Annotated in this window: 13 protein-coding genes; 8 read left to right on the top strand and 5 right to left on the bottom strand. The window is 71.1% G+C overall.

Translation table 11 applies throughout. From position 1 onward, the window contains the following. Positions 1–97 precede the first annotated feature (97 nt). On the top strand, positions 98–301 hold the full coding sequence (locus OG329_RS38405; RefSeq protein ID WP_107014974.1) for a cold-shock protein: 204 nt from the start codon (positions 98–100) through the stop codon (positions 299–301). A 97-nt stretch (positions 302–398) separates the two neighbouring features. On the opposite strand, the gene OG329_RS38410 is transcribed toward OG329_RS38405, so the two are convergent. Then, positions 399–653 (bottom strand): PRC-barrel domain containing protein, encoded by a 255-nt coding sequence (locus tag OG329_RS38410; protein ID WP_405801440.1) that lies wholly within the window; start codon positions 651–653, stop codon positions 399–401. 300 nt (positions 654–953) lie between these two features. On the opposite strand from OG329_RS38410, the gene OG329_RS38415 reads away from it, so the two are divergent. The 5 genes from OG329_RS38415 to OG329_RS38435 all read left to right on the top strand — a co-directional run bounded on the left by OG329_RS38415 (position 954) and on the right by OG329_RS38435 (position 5,655). Then, positions 954–1,688 (top strand): hypothetical protein, encoded by a 735-nt coding sequence (locus OG329_RS38415; RefSeq protein WP_405801442.1) that lies wholly within the window; start codon positions 954–956, stop codon positions 1,686–1,688. Positions 1,689–1,782: 94 nt separating this feature from the next. Further along, entirely contained in the window at positions 1,783–2,106 is a 324-nt protein-coding gene (locus OG329_RS38420) for an L-rhamnose mutarotase (RefSeq protein WP_405801443.1), read from the top strand. Between the two features lie 246 nt (positions 2,107–2,352). Then, positions 2,353–4,029: a glycoside hydrolase family 13 protein gene (locus OG329_RS38425; protein WP_405801444.1), complete on the top strand. Its 1,677-nt coding sequence runs from the start codon at positions 2,353–2,355 to the stop codon at positions 4,027–4,029. 289 nt (positions 4,030–4,318) lie between these two features. Continuing rightward, positions 4,319–5,176 (top strand): DUF2382 domain-containing protein, encoded by an 858-nt coding sequence (locus tag OG329_RS38430; protein WP_405801445.1) that lies wholly within the window; start codon positions 4,319–4,321, stop codon positions 5,174–5,176. Between the two features lie 194 nt (positions 5,177–5,370). Further along, positions 5,371–5,655, top strand: coding sequence for a hypothetical protein (locus OG329_RS38435; RefSeq protein WP_356584909.1), 285 nt, complete (start codon positions 5,371–5,373; stop codon positions 5,653–5,655). Positions 5,656–5,701: 46 nt separating this feature from the next. Here the strand turns inward: OG329_RS38435 and OG329_RS38440 are convergent, their stop codons facing one another. After that, positions 5,702–6,649: a TauD/TfdA dioxygenase family protein gene (locus OG329_RS38440; RefSeq protein ID WP_405801447.1), complete on the bottom strand. Its 948-nt coding sequence runs from the start codon at positions 6,647–6,649 to the stop codon at positions 5,702–5,704. A 385-nt stretch (positions 6,650–7,034) separates the two neighbouring features. On the opposite strand from OG329_RS38440, the gene OG329_RS38445 reads away from it, so the two are divergent. Next, on the top strand, positions 7,035–7,817 hold the full coding sequence (locus OG329_RS38445) for a phosphodiesterase (protein WP_405801449.1): 783 nt from the start codon (positions 7,035–7,037) through the stop codon (positions 7,815–7,817). Here the strand turns inward: OG329_RS38445 and OG329_RS38450 are convergent. After that, positions 7,814–8,869: a hypothetical protein gene (locus OG329_RS38450; RefSeq protein WP_405801451.1), complete on the bottom strand. Its 1,056-nt coding sequence runs from the start codon at positions 8,867–8,869 to the stop codon at positions 7,814–7,816. The genes OG329_RS38445 and OG329_RS38450 overlap by 4 nt on opposite strands. Before the next feature lie 106 nt (positions 8,870–8,975). Here OG329_RS38450 and OG329_RS38455 point away from each other — a divergent pair, with 106 nt between their 5' ends. After that, positions 8,976–9,599, top strand: coding sequence for a TetR/AcrR family transcriptional regulator (locus OG329_RS38455; RefSeq protein ID WP_405801452.1), 624 nt, complete (start codon positions 8,976–8,978; stop codon positions 9,597–9,599). Positions 9,600–10,057: 458 nt separating this feature from the next. Here the strand turns inward: OG329_RS38455 and OG329_RS38460 are convergent, their stop codons facing one another. Beyond that, on the bottom strand, positions 10,058–11,533 hold the full coding sequence (locus tag OG329_RS38460; RefSeq protein WP_405801454.1) for a rhamnulokinase family protein: 1,476 nt from the start codon (positions 11,531–11,533) through the stop codon (positions 10,058–10,060). A 59-nt stretch (positions 11,534–11,592) separates the two neighbouring features. After that, on the bottom strand, positions 11,593–13,650 hold the full coding sequence (locus OG329_RS38465; protein ID WP_405801456.1) for a bifunctional aldolase/short-chain dehydrogenase: 2,058 nt from the start codon (positions 13,648–13,650) through the stop codon (positions 11,593–11,595). Between the last annotated feature and the right edge of the window lie 4 nt (positions 13,651–13,654).

Genomic DNA, 13,654 nt, shown 5'->3' on the forward strand with positions numbered 1-13,654 from the left:
CGCGGGCGATTCGGCTGTTCAACGTCTCTGAGGACCAGGGCGATCACCTCCGGTTCCCGCACGGTGCGGGGACCGTTATGAGTCCTTTGGAGGACACATGGCCAGCGGTACCGTCAAGTGGTTCAACTCGGAAAAAGGCTTCGGATTCATTGAGCAGGACGGTGGAGGCCCCGACGTCTTCGCCCACTACTCCAACATCGCCACCCAGGGCTTCCGCGAGCTCCAGGAGGGCCAGAAGGTGACGTTCGACGTCACGCAGGGCCAGAAGGGCCCCCAGGCGGAGAACATCGTCCCCGCCTAGGACGCCACGTCCAGGGACTTCCGTCCAGGGACACTTCTTGTCAGTCAGCGCCCCGGCACCGTGTGCCGGGGCGCTGGTGCGTCGTCATGACGGAATATCAGGAAGTGGTAGCCAAAGAGGTGTAGTAAGTGCTGAGGGCGCCGAGGTAGGCCGGATCCCTGGTGTCGTGATCGCGCTCGAAGACCGGTGCGCCCTTCACAATCGACTTCGTACAGGCGACCTGGATGACCCGCGCGGCCGGATCGATCGACGTCACCAGCCCGGCGGGAATGACGAGACTCTTTCCGAAGACCCACATCCCGGTGTCCACCACCAGGTGTTCGAACGGTGAGCCGTCGGACTGTCTGTCCACACTTCCCACCGTTCCGTCGGTCGCATGGACGCTGTAACCGGTGAGGTCCATACCCGGCACATGGCCCGATCCGACAGCGAATACCCACATGTCACCCATCCCGGCCCCTCACTCTCGTTCGACAATCGCGGCGGGATCGCCGCTCAAGGTGCACTTGCCCCCACGGCCCATTCAGCAACCACGCGCGGTTCAGCAAGGTGTTACCCGATGGCCGGTTTCAGGGTGGACACCCGGACGGAAGTACCATCGCGACAACCGGGGGATGCCATTCCGGCGTCATGCAGAGGAAGCGAGCCGTCCATGTCCGCCCATACCATCAGCACCGTCAGCGAGTTCACGAGCGTCCAGTCGCAGTACGAGACCCAGGTCGCCGCCGACCTGGAGCGCAACACGGCGGAGCAGGAACGGCTGCGTGCCGAGATCGACACGCTCCAGGGCCAGTTGGAGACCCTGGAGCACGACCACACCCTGCTGCTCGGTGTGCAGCGGGTGTTCGCCGACGGCGCCGGGGCCGACGCCGCGCGCGGCGCGAAGGTGCCCGGGGCGCGGACCGCGAACCGCGCCGCGAAATCGGCGGCCGGGTCCGCCGAGGCGCCGAAGACCTCGAAGTACTCGAAGTCCTCGAAGGGCTCCGCCAAGACCGCCGGCGGCGCAGCGGCCAAGGCCGCCTCCGGCAAGGCGCGGAAGGGCGCCAAGACCCCCGCGAAGCCGGCAGGGGCGGCCTCCGGTTCCGCCGGCGCCACCGGGAAGCAGCCCAGCCTCGCCCAGTTGGTGGGCACACTGCTGGCCGCGCACGCCGAGCCCCGCTCGGCCGCCGAGGTCGCCGCCGAACTGGCCGCGGACCACCCGGGGCGCAACTCCAACATCAATGTCGTACGTAACGCGCTGGAACTGCTCGTCGCCAAGTCCGAGGCCCACCGCGCCAAGCAGAACAAGTCCGTCTTCTACACGTACGCGGGACGCGACGAGGTGGCCGTGCCCGCCGTGCCCGCCGTGCCCGCGCCGGACGCCGACGCCACCCCGGCGGCCGGCTGACCACGGGACGCGCGGAACCGGGTTTCTCTCCGCAAGGCCGTTCCCATAGGTTTCCGCTGACGAGGGATTCCCTGCGGACCGTGGTGGAGGGCTGATGCAGCGCATCGCACAGGTGATCAAGGTGCGGCCGGAGAAGCTGGCGGAGTACCGGGAGCTTCACCGGGCGGTCCCGGAGCCCGTACTGGCCCGGTTGCGCGCCGGCCACATCGCCAACTACTCGATCCATCTGCTGGGCGACCGGCTTTTCAGCTACTTCGAGTATCACGGTGACGACTTGGCGGCCGACCTGGCGGCGATGGCCGACGACGAGGCGACACAGGAGTGGTGGAAGACCACCGACCCCTGCCAGGAGCCGGTGCCCGAGGCGGGACCCGGCGACTGGTGGACCCCGATGGAGCGGGTCTTCCTCATGGAGTAGCGGTACGCGAGGCGTCGGCGCGCTCCATGGGGTCCCTCGGACATCCCTTCCATAACCATCGAACGGGTGACCTTTCGGTCCGGCGCCCGGCGATGACAGTGTGTCCCTCGTGCGACGCACCACGCGTCGCGGAAACACACAGGAAACACCCGCGTACCAGGCACCAGGCACCCGGGCCTGGCACCTGCGCACCAGGCGCCACCGCACCACCGCACCACCGACCGAAGATCAGCACGAGAGGCACCCGTGATTCCGAACACCCTCGACACCCCCCACGGCCACCTGTCACGGCCCGCCCCGGACTGGTGGCGCGAGGCCGTCGTCTACCAGGTGTACGTCCCGAGCTTCGCCGACGCGGACGGTGACGGGATAGGCGATCTGCGCGGGATCACGGACCGGCTCGACCATCTCGCGGATCTCGGCGTCGACGCCCTGTGGCTCACCCCCTTCTACCCCTCCCCGTGGACCGACGCCGGCTACGACGTCTCCGACTACCGGGGCGTCGACCCGCGCCACGGCACCCTGGACGACTTCCGCGGCCTCGTACGGAGCGCGCACGGACGGGGCCTCAAGATCATCGTGGACGTCGTGCCCAACCACTGCTCCGACCAGCACCCCTGGTTCGTGGAAGCACTCGCGTCACCGCCCGGCTCACCCGCGCGGGACCGGTTCATCTTCCGCGAGGGGCGGGGCCCGGACGGCAGCCTGCCGCCCGCCGACTGGAAGTCCAAATTCGGCGGCGGCGCCTGGACGCGGGTGCCCGACGGTCAGTGGTACATGCACATCTTCTCCGCCGAGCAGCCCGATCTGAACTGGGAGAATTCGGACGTCCTCGCCGACTTCGAGGGAATCCTCCGCTTCTGGCTCGACCTCGGGGCGGACGGCTTCCGTATCGACGTGGCCCACGGCCTGCGCAAGGACCTCGTGGAGCCCCTGCGGGACACCGGCGGACGCGACTCCGCCTCCCTGAACTCCCCGCCCGAAGGCGAGGACCACCCCTTCTGGGACCGCGACGAGGTCCATGACATATACCGGACCTGGCGCAAGATCATCGACTCGTACGCGCCTCCCCGGATCACCGTCGCCGAGGCGGGTGTCAGCGCGGCCCGGCTGCCCCTCTACACCCGGCCCGACGAACTCCACCAGGCGTTCAACTTCTTCCATCTGCGCTGCCCTTGGGACGCCGAGGAGTTCCGGAAGGTCATCGACACCTCCCTCACCGGCGCCCGCGCCGTCGGCACCCTGCCCACCTGGGTGCTCTCCAACCACGATGTCGTACGCCACCGCACCCGCTACGCCCTTCCGCAGGGCATCGACTACCGCGCCTGGCTGTCCGGCGGCGGCACCGATCCCGCGCCCGACGACGCGCTCGGCCACCGGCGGGCCAGGGCCGCGGCGCTCCTGACCCTCGCCCTGCCCGGCAGCGCGTACCTCTACCAGGGCGAGGAGCTCGGTCTTCCCGAAGTCTCCGACCTGCCCCTCGACGCCTTGCGCGACCCCATGTGGGAGCGGACCGGACGCACCACCAAGGGCCGCGACGGCTGCCGCATCCCGATCCCGTGGACCCGCTCCGGCGGCAGTCACGGATTCGGCCCCGGCGGGAGCTGGCTCCCGCAGCCGGACAACTGGGGTGAACACGCGGTGGAGGTCCAGACCGGGCAGCCGGACTCCTTCCTGGAGCTGTACCGCACGGCCCTGTCCGTACGCACCCGCTTCCGGGGCGACGAGTCGTTCGGCTGGCTGCCCGCCCGCGACGGCGAACTGGCCTTCCGCAAGGGCCGGTTCGAGTGCCGGATCAACCTCTCCGAGCGGCCCCTGCCGCTGCCGGAAGACGCCGGCGCCGTGCTGCTCGCCAGTGGCAGCCTTCAGGGGGACATGATCGGCCCCGACACCGCCGTATGGCTGGCGGCGGCGGGCGGCTGACCGGGGCGTCGGCACCATCGGGGAGTTCCTTTCCGTCGTCGTACCCGTACAACGCGTGAGCATGATCGGGCGCTCCGTACGGGGTGTCACCCGAATGGCTGAATCCACCCCGGAAGTACTCGATGCCCACCAGCGCGCTTGCGGAGCCCCTTTGTCCCCCGGACGGCTCAAGGGGGCGTTTTCCCCTGTTGCCACCCGCCGTCAGCAGGTGCCGCATGGAGATAACGCGAGTCAGCAGACGTGCGGGGATACCGGACCCCGCCGGCTCGCCGCCAAGGAGTGATCACTGATGGCAGCCGACGATGTCTTCCACCACGTGGGCGAACTCACGGGTCTGACCGCCTACGACGATGCCGGGGAAAAGATCGGCAGTGTGGAGCAGGCGTACCTCGACAACGAGACCGGCCGCGCGGAGTGGGTGACCGTCAAGACCGGCATGTTTGGCATGAAGGAGTCTTTCGTGCCCCTCGCGGGCGCCCGCCGCGACGAGAACGGCCTCCTGATACCGCACCCCAAGGAACTGGTGAAGGACGCTCCTCGTATGGACGCCGACGAGCACCTTGACGTCGCCCAGGAGCAGGAGCTGTACGACCACTACGGTCTCGCCCGCCCCAGCGGGCGCAGTGGCTCGCCGGGCATGAAGCCCGCGACCGATACGGCCCCCAAGGAGGGCACGGCGGGCCGGGCCGACGCCACCGCCCCGGCCGACACCGCCAAGACAACCCCCGCCCCCGCCCCCGGTCGCGGCGAGGAGGAGATGGTGCGCTCGGAGGAGCGGCTGCGGGTGGGCACCGAGGAGCACGAGTCCGGCCGGGCACGGCTCCGGAAGGTCGTGGTGACCGAGAACGTCACGACCACCGTGCCCATCACCCACGAAGAGGTCCGCGTCGTGCGCGAGCCCATCAAGCCGGGCGATCGCACGATCGGCCGCGCTCCCATGGGCAACGCCGAGACCGAGGTGATCCTGCACGCCGAGGAGGCGGTCATCCGTAAGGAGCCCGTCGCGGTGGAGCGCGTACACCTGGAGACCGAGAAGGTCACCGAGCAGAAGGAAGTGTCGGCCGACGTCCGTAAGGAGCGGGTCGAGTACGACGCCCCCGGAAAGGACGACATGGGACGCGGCGGCCGGCGTGGCCCCAGCCACTGAGCCGCGGCGCCTGACCAGGCACTGCCGAACACCGCACGTCGGCGTGGGTCCACCGGTTGCCGGTGGAGCCACGCCGTGCCGCATTCCCACCCGGTACGGCGGCCGTGACCGCGAGGTCGGCCGGACCCGCTGAGTGGGGCGGACTCGCCGGGATCGCCGGGCACCGCCGGAGCCACCCTGATAGGGAGGGAGACATGAGCGAAGAGACCCCGATCCCCCCTGTCCTGACCGTCGTCGCCGCCAGCACCATCGAGCCGAACGTCGTCGGGGAGGGTGCCGCCGACCGGAACTCATGGATGGTGATCGAGACCGCCGAGCACGGCCAGCTCCTGCTGAATCTGCCGGGACCGCTCTACCGCGCGATGGAGCAGGCGACCTCGCTGGCCGCCGACCAGGCCGGCCCCGGCCGTCTCGCCCTCACCGAACGCGAGATCGCCGCCTACCGCGAGCGGATCGCGGGCCTCACCGACGAGGGGTAGCGGACCGGGCCCGGATCTGCGGCATCGGGGCGGGGCAGACGCCGGATCAGTACGGACGGTCGCCCGCGATGGCGACACGCTCGGCGATCCGCCGGTGCGTGCCGTAGTCGGCGACCGCGTAGTGCTGAGTGGCGCGGTTGTCCCAGAACGCGATGTCGCCCGCCTGCCAGCGGAATCTGACCTGGTACTCGGGCACATGGGCCTGCTGGAACAGCAGCCGCAGCAGCCGGTCGCTCTCCGTCTGTTCGAGGCCCACGATCCGGGTGGTGAACGACGCGTTGACGAACAGCATCCGCCGTCCCGTCTCCGGATGCGTGCGCACCACCGGGTGCTCCACGGGAGGGAAGACCTCCTGGAACGAGGCGAGCCGTTCGGCGGGGGAGAAGCGTGCGAAGCCCGGCACGAAGTCGTGCACGGCGCGGGCACCGTCGATCCGGTCCTTCACCTCGCGCGGCAGATTGTCGTACGCCACCGCCATGTCGGCCCACATGGTGTCGCCGCCGGCCGGGGGCACCTCGCGCAGTTGCAGGACGGCTCCCATCGCGGGCCGCTCCCGGAACGTGACGTCTGTGTGCCAGACGTTCTCGAAGGTCGGTACGGCCGTACGGTCGAAGCGCACCACGTCCCTCGTGTCCCCGGCCGTCAGCAGCGGATTGGTCTCCAACTGCCCCCAGTTGAGGGCGAACGCACGCTGCGCGTCGGGGGACAGCCGCTGCCCACGGAAGAAGAGCACCTTCCACTCCAGCAGGGCTCGATTGATCTCTTCACGCACGGCGGGCGACGGCAGGACCGACAGATCCAGACCACGGATCTCGGCGCCGATGGTGCGGGACTGCGGGATCAGCTCGAAGAGTTCGTACGGCCGGTCCTCCCAGCCCTCGGGAACGCGGCGCAGCTCCCGATGCCCCTCGTACAGGCCGTCGGCGGGGATGTGGGGATCGCGGAGAGCGGAGGTGCCGGCTACGGCGGACGCGGATATGGCGGAGGTGGTCACAGGGCTCCTAGGGAGAACGAACCGGTGGGGAAGGGGGGCGGGGAGGGGAGGGGAGCGCCGATGGCGGGTCCGACGAGGGAGCCGTCGAGTCCGTGACGGTACGGGGCCGGGGCCGGGACCGGGCGCTACCGGAGGTCAGCGACAGCGACAGCGACACAGGGGCGGAGATCCCACCCGGCCGCGGCGCAGCAGAAAGCTGAGGCCGCGAGGCGCGCACTCACCGCGAGGGCCGCTGTGACGCGGCTCCACTGCGCGGTGGTTCGAGTACGGGCCCATGGCCGGCACCGTACCGCAGCGCTGAGCCGGGTGACAGAGGAGGCCAGTGGTGCGAGACGGAGCCTCGGACGACTGGCGTTCAGGGCGGCGGTCTCGGCAGTGTGTACGTATGACTGTCGCCGTCGCACATCTCAGTGACCCGCACCTCACGACCGGCCCGCTGGGCGGCGCACCCGCTGAAGGGTTGAGCCGGGCGCTCGGCCGCGTACTCGCCCTCGATCCCCGGCCGGACTGTGTGGTGATCACCGGGGATCTGGTGGAGCGGGGCGCGCCGCAGGAGTACGAGGTACTGCGCGAGGTGATCGAGGGCTTCCCGCTCCCGCTGTTCCTCGTGACGGGCAATCACGACAAACCCGGCGCGCTGCTCGACGCGTTCGGCGGTTCCGCCTTCTTGGGAGGCTCACAACAGGCTTACTACGTCGCGGAGTTGCCCGACCTCACTCTCGTGGCCCTGGACTCCAAGGTCCCCGGCGAGGCCGGCGGGCGGCTCGGAGCGGCGCAACTCGCCTGGCTCGACGGGGTTCTGGCCCGCAGGCCCGACGTCCCGGCGTTCGTGTGTCTGCACCATCCGCCGGTGCCGGTCGGAATCCCCTTCCTGGACGGGATGCGGCTGGCGGACGGCGACGCGCTCGCGGACGTGCTCGTACGCCACACGAATGTGGCCCGTGTGCTCGCGGGCCACGTCCACCGCCCGGTCACGGTCGCGTACGCGAACAGCACGCTCGCCCTCGCCCCGAGCACGTACCTTCAGAGCGGACTCGCCCTGCGCGAAGGCGTCCCCAACTACCTGCCCGAGCCGACGTCCTTTCTCCTCCATCTGCTCGCCGGTACGTCGTGGGTCACGCACACCGTCCCTGTCAGCCATGCGGCGGCGCCGATCGGCGGTTACTAGGGCGGCTGGCATGCCGTTGGTTTCCGGCCCCGGCCGTACTCCGCGAGCGCGTGGAAGGCGGCCTTGGGCTCCCACGGGAGGCCCGGATACGCGGTGCCCGTGCGGCCGTCGGTGAGGACCTTGACCACGCCGAGGGACGCCTTGTCGAAGTCGCGGTCGTCGGCGTCGTCGGCGTCGGCGTGCGGCAGGTCGTAGCGGGCGAAGGTGTAGACGAACGCCGCGTCGATGCCGGAGTCCTCGAAGATCCCGAGGAGTTCGCGCACGTACGCGGCCTGTTCCTGCTCGTCGCGGTCGACGGGGCGGGTGAACCGCGCGGGCCGGGCCCGGTCGTCCCATTCGATGACCGTGTCGCCCCGGCCCCCGGCATCGGCGCCGCCGAGGTAGGGGGCGCAGCCGAACTCGGTGACCGCCGCCGGCTTGCCGTGCGCGGTCAACGCCCGCAACCCATCGGTCAGTTGGTCGGCGTTCTGCGCGTCGCGGTAGCCGGCGTCGGTGGCGACCAGGTCGAACGGTGTCCAGTCGACGCCCTCGAACGGCAGCGAGGCGTACCCGATCCGGCCGCCGAACTCCGCCCGTACGGCGGCGATCGCCCTGCCCAGAAGGGCGTTGATCAGGGCGGGCAGGGCGGGAAGCGCGACCCGCATCCGCTGCGGGTCGGAGAGGACGGCGGCCCTCTCGGCCATGGTGTCGCCGGGCAGGAATCCGTCGATGAAGAGGGAGATCTCCGATCCGGTGAGAAAGACCACCTCGGCGCCGCCGCGCCGCAGCTTCTCCGCGCGGCCCGCGCTGTCGGTGAGGAAGTCGATGAGTTCGTCCTGGGTGAGGCCGTTGGTGAACGGGCAGTACCAGACCTCCAGTCCGGCCTCGGCCGCGAGCCGGGCGGCGGTCTCCAGCCGATCGCGGTCACCGCCGGTGACTCGGACGGCGTCGCAGCGCAGCTCGTCGTGGATGATCTCCATCTCGCGGCGGACGGTGGACGGGTCGAAGGGTTCACGGGTGGTGGTCCCGGCGCTGGTGAAGCCGGTGTCGAAGTTGATGCCGAAGACGCGCACGACGGTCCTCTCGTCAGGAGAATTTAAGGTACTGACCGTACCCTATTGCTCATGGGTACGCTCCGTACCGCAGATATCGGCATACGTGACGAGAGGGGGCCGGCCAGTGCCGGAGGCCGTAGAGGGGCGGCGGCGACGCGGGGCCGCGCTGGAGGAGGCGATCCTGCGGGCAGCGGCCGACGTGCTGCGGGAGTCCGGCGTCGCGGGCCTGACCATGGACGAGGTGGCGCGGCGGGCGGGCACGAACAAGAACGCGATCTACCGCCGCTGGCCCAACCGCGTCGCGCTCGGCGTCGCCGTGTACCGCCGGTCGGCGACGGCGGAGACCACGGTGCCGGACACCGGCTCACTGCGGGAAGACGCGCTGGAACTGCTGCGACGCGCGAACAGCACCTGGTCGTCGCCGTACGGGGAGATCCTGCGCGGACTGATCGCGGCGGCCGGCGGCGTCCCGGAACTGCTCGCCGAACTGCGCGACCCGGCGGCCGGCGGCGGCCCGTACGAGGCGGCGTGGCTGACCGTGCTCCACCGGGCGGTGGCACGCGGCGAGGCCCCTCCCGAGGCAGCGCACCCCCGCGTCGCGTCCACGCCGACGGCGCTGCTGCGCGACGAGTACCTGACGCGGGGGGTCCCGTCCGTCCCGGACACGGTCCTCACCGAGATCGTCGATGAGGTCTTCCTCCCGCTGATCCACGGCCGGGGCCTTGCGGGGGGCGTGGGCGTGGCCTGACATTGTGCGGCGCACCGGGCTTGTCGACGCGGCGGCGGCGTCGTGCTGTCCGAGGGCGGACAGCCTCTTCGGACGGGCCCGGCGCCCGCGCCGCGCCACTTGCCGGGCCGACCGTATCGCTCGGCCTTGTCCGGAAAGTGGCGCCGTCCGCCCGAAGGGCGGGGCCCGCGCCCGCCGCGGAGCGGCTGATGTCGCGTTGGTGCGGTGCGTCGCAAGGTGGAGGATCGGCGTTGTGGATGGCCCGGCCGTACTTGGCCGACTGACGACAACGCGGCGGGTACCTCCCGTGCCCCCTCGGGGCTGCGGGGGAGAAGTGCCGTACCAGGCGTCCCGGCCCCCGAAGATCCGCCGGACAGGACCAAGGGCGGTGGTCCAGAGGCATACGCCGCCCCGGTTGCGCAGCGCTCGGCCCGCGCCTGTCCTCAAATTGCCGACGGACTGAACCGCCCCTGGCCCGGCTATCCGTCGAGGCCGACGCGCGTCGCCGCCGACGACCACGCAAGGCCGTCGCCCCGCGGCTCGTACCGGCGCAACCGCTGGGTTCGCGCGATCAGTCGGCGCGTGGCGGTGCGGTCGCCCACGAGGCCGCGCGCCCGTGCCTGGACGAGGATGTTGCCCAGCGCCGTGGCCTCCGCCGGGCCCGCCACGACCGGCAACCCCGTGGCGTCCGACGTCAGTTGGCACAGCAGCTCGTTACGGCTGCCGCCGCCCACCAGGTGCACCACGCGGATGTCCGTGCCGGACAGCTCGGCAGCCGTACGCAGCGTGGCGCGGTGCGCCAGGGCCAGGCTTTCCAGGATGCAGCGGACCGTCGCCGCCTGGTCGGTGGGCGGTCGCTGGCCGGTGCGTGCGCAGTACGCGGCGATCCGGGCCGGCATGTCGCCCGGTGCGAGGAACGCCGGGTCGTCCGGGTCGACCAGCGCCGCGAACGGCCGCGACCGCGCCGCCCGTTCCATCAGCGGCCCCAGATCGGCGGGCAGCCCACGGTCCGCCCAGGTGCGCAGGCTCTCCGACAGCAGCCACAGCCCCATGACATTGCGCAGGAAGCGGTAACTGCCGTCCACCCCGAGCTCGTTGGTGAAGTTCGCCGCCCTGGACGCCTCCGTGATCACCGGCTCGGCCAGCTCCAGCCCGGCCAGCGACCACGTACCGCAGGACAGATACGCGAAGCCGGGCCCGGTCGCGGGGACGGCGGCCACCGCCGACGCCGTGTCGTGCGAGGCCACGGCCGTGACGGGGGTGGACTCCGGCAGCCCGGTCTCGGCCGCCACGTACGGCAGCAGGGTCCCCGCCGCGTCGCCCGGCCGGCGGATCGGCGGGAACAGGCTCCGGTCGATGCCCAGACGCTCCATCAGCTCGTACGACCAGTCGCCCGCGCGGGCGTCGAACAGGCCCGTCGTGGAGGCGTTGGTGGCCTCCACGCCGACACTGCCGGTGAGCCAGTGCGTCACCAGATCGGGAATCATCAACAGCGTCCTGGCGGAGGCCAGTTGTGCGCTGCCGCAGGCCGCCGCGAGTTGGAACACCGTGTTGAACGGCAGATGCTGCAACCCGGTGATCCGGTACAGCTCCGCCGCCGGAACCGTCTCCCACACCCGCTCGCCCACACCCTCGGTGCGGGTGTCCCGGTAGTGGTGCGGATTGCCGAGCAGTTGCCCGTCCGCGTCGAGCAGCCCGTAGTCCACCGCCCAACTGTCGATGCCGATCGACGCGACGTCGTAGGTACGGGCCGCGCGGCCCAGCCCGTCGAGTACCCCCTGGTACAGGGCGAGTACATCCCACCGCAGGCTTCCCGGCAGCCGTACCGGCCGGTTCGGAAAGCGGTGGACCTCGGTCAGATCGAGCGTCCCCCGGCTGCCCCGGCCAACCCGGCCCGCGATCACCCGCCCGCTGGTGGCACCCAGGTCGACGGCGACGAACGCCGACGCCGACATCGAAGGTGTCGACGGAGTCGGGGGTTCGGTGTGTGACACGGTGTGTGACCCCTGATCCCTCAGCGCAGGAACGCCGCTGCGACGCCCGCGTCGACCGGAATGTGCAGCCCGGTCGTGTGGGTGAGATCGCCGCCGGTCAGGGCGAACACCGCGTTCGCCACATGCTCGGGCAGCACCTCGCGCTTGAGCAGCGTCCGTTGCGCGTAGAACTCGCCCAGCTTCTCCTCCGCGACCCCGTACACCGCCGCCCGCCGCGCCCCCCAGCCGCCCGCGAAGATCCCCGACCCACGCACCACCCCGTCCGGGTTGACGCCGTTGACCCGGATCCCGTGCTCACCCAACTCGGCTGCCAGCAGACGCACTTGATGGGCCTGGTCTGCCTTCGTGGCCGAGTAGGCGATGTTGTTGGGACCGGCGAACACCGCGTTCTTCGACGTGATGTAGACGATGTCGCCGCCCAGCCCCTGCCCGGTCATCACCCGCGCCGCCTCCCGCGACACCAGGAACGAGCCGCGCGCCATGATGTCGTGCTGGAGGTCCCAGTCCCGCGCGGTCGTCTCCAGCAGCGGCTTCGAGATCGAGATGCCCGCGTTGTTGACGACGAGATCCACCCCGCCGAAGGCGAGCACCGCCTCCCGGAAGGCGGCGGCGATCGCGTCCTCGTCCGTCACGTCGACGGTGACCGCCAACGCCCGGTCCGTGCCGCCCAGTTCACCGGCGACCTCCGCCGCGCTCGCGGCGTTCACGTCGGCGACGACCACACACGCGCCCTCCGCCGCCAGCCGGTGCGCGATCGCCTTCCCGATGCCCGAACCGGCCCCCGTCACCAGCGCGACCCGGGTGGCAAGCGGCTTCGGGGCGGGCATCCGGCGGAGCTTCGCCTCCTCCAGCGCCCAGTACTCGATACGGAACTTCTCCGACTCGTCTATCGGCGCGTACGACGAGACCGACTCCGCGCCGCGCATCACATTGATCGCGTTGAGATAGAACTCGCCGGCCACCCGCGCCGTCTGCTTGTCCTTGCCGTACGAGAACATGCCCACGCCCGGCACCAGCACGATCGCCGGGTCGGCGCCGCGCATCGCCGGAGAGTCGGGGTCGGCGTGCCGGTCGTAGTAGGCGGCGTACTCGGCGCGGTACTCCTCGTGCAGTCGCGCGAAACGGTCCTTCACCTCGTCGAGCGGCGCGGAAGCGGGCAGATCGAGGACCAGCGGCCGGACCTTCGTACGCAGGAAATGGTCCGGGCACGAGGTGCCGAGCGCCGCCAGCCGGGGGTGTTCGGCGCGGGCCAGGAAGTCGAGCACGGGCTCGCTGTCGGTGAAGTGGCCCACCTGCGGCCGGTCCGTGGAGGCCAGCCCGCGCAGCAGCGGGGCCAGCGCGGCGGCGCGCGCCCGCCGCTCGTCGTCGGGCAGCGGGCCGTAACCCTCCAGGGCCGGACCGAACGGCTCCGGCCTGCCGCGCTTCGCGAGGAACCGCTCGGCCTCGCGGATGACGGTCAGCGAGTTCTCCTCGCACTCCCGCGACGTGTCACCCCACGCGGTGATGCCGTGGCCGCCGAGCACACAGCCGATCGCCCGCGGGTTGGCCTCCTTCACCGCGGCGATATCCAGGCCGAGTTGGAAGCCGGGACGGCGCCAGGGCACCCACACCACGCGCTCGCCGAAGCACTCGGCCGTCAGCGCCTCGCCGTCGGCGGCGCAGGCGAGCGCGATACCGGAGTCGGGGTGCAGATGATCGACGTGCGCGGCGTCCACCAGGCCGTGCATCGCGGTGTCGATGGAGGGGGCGGCGCCGCCCTTGCCGTGCAGGCAGTAGTCGAAGGCCGCGACCATCTCATCCTCGCGCTCCACCCCCGGATACACCTCGGCGAGCGCGCGCAGCCGGTCGAGCCGGAGCACGGCCAGGCCCGGCCCGGTGAGCGTGCCGAGGTCCCCGCCGGAGCCCTTCACCCACATCAGTTCGGTGTCGGCGCCGCTCACCGGATCGGGGGCCGACCCCTTGGCGGAGGTGTTGCCGCCCGCGTAGTTGGTGTTGCGCGGGTCGGCGCCCAGACGGTGGGAACGCGCGAGGAGTTCGGCGGCCTGAGCGTGCTGGGCGGCTTCGGGGGAGGACGTCATCAAG

This window comes from Streptomyces sp. NBC_01506 (genome assembly GCF_045040295.1).
Classification (GTDB): Bacteria; Actinomycetota; Actinomycetes; order Streptomycetales; family Streptomycetaceae; genus Streptomyces.

What these genes read in the sequence shown, in the direction of transcription:
- OG329_RS38415 (WP_405801442.1), top strand. Translation starts at nt 954, where the DNA reads ATGTCCGCCCATACCATCAGCACCGTCAGCGAGTTCACGAGCGTCCAG.
- OG329_RS38405 (WP_107014974.1), top strand. Translation starts at nt 98, where the DNA reads ATGGCCAGCGGTACCGTCAAGTGGTTCAACTCGGAAAAAGGCTTCGGA.
- OG329_RS38435 (WP_356584909.1), top strand. Translation starts at nt 5,371, where the DNA reads ATGAGCGAAGAGACCCCGATCCCCCCTGTCCTGACCGTCGTCGCCGCC.
- OG329_RS38420 (WP_405801443.1), top strand. Translation starts at nt 1,783, where the DNA reads ATGCAGCGCATCGCACAGGTGATCAAGGTGCGGCCGGAGAAGCTGGCG.
- OG329_RS38430 (WP_405801445.1), top strand. Translation starts at nt 4,319, where the DNA reads ATGGCAGCCGACGATGTCTTCCACCACGTGGGCGAACTCACGGGTCTG.
- OG329_RS38460 (WP_405801454.1), bottom strand. Translation starts at nt 11,533, where the DNA reads ATGTCGGCGTCGGCGTTCGTCGCCGTCGACCTGGGTGCCACCAGCGGG.
- OG329_RS38445 (WP_405801449.1), top strand. Translation starts at nt 7,035, where the DNA reads ATGACTGTCGCCGTCGCACATCTCAGTGACCCGCACCTCACGACCGGC.
- OG329_RS38465 (WP_405801456.1), bottom strand. Translation starts at nt 13,650, where the DNA reads ATGACGTCCTCCCCCGAAGCCGCCCAGCACGCTCAGGCCGCCGAACTC.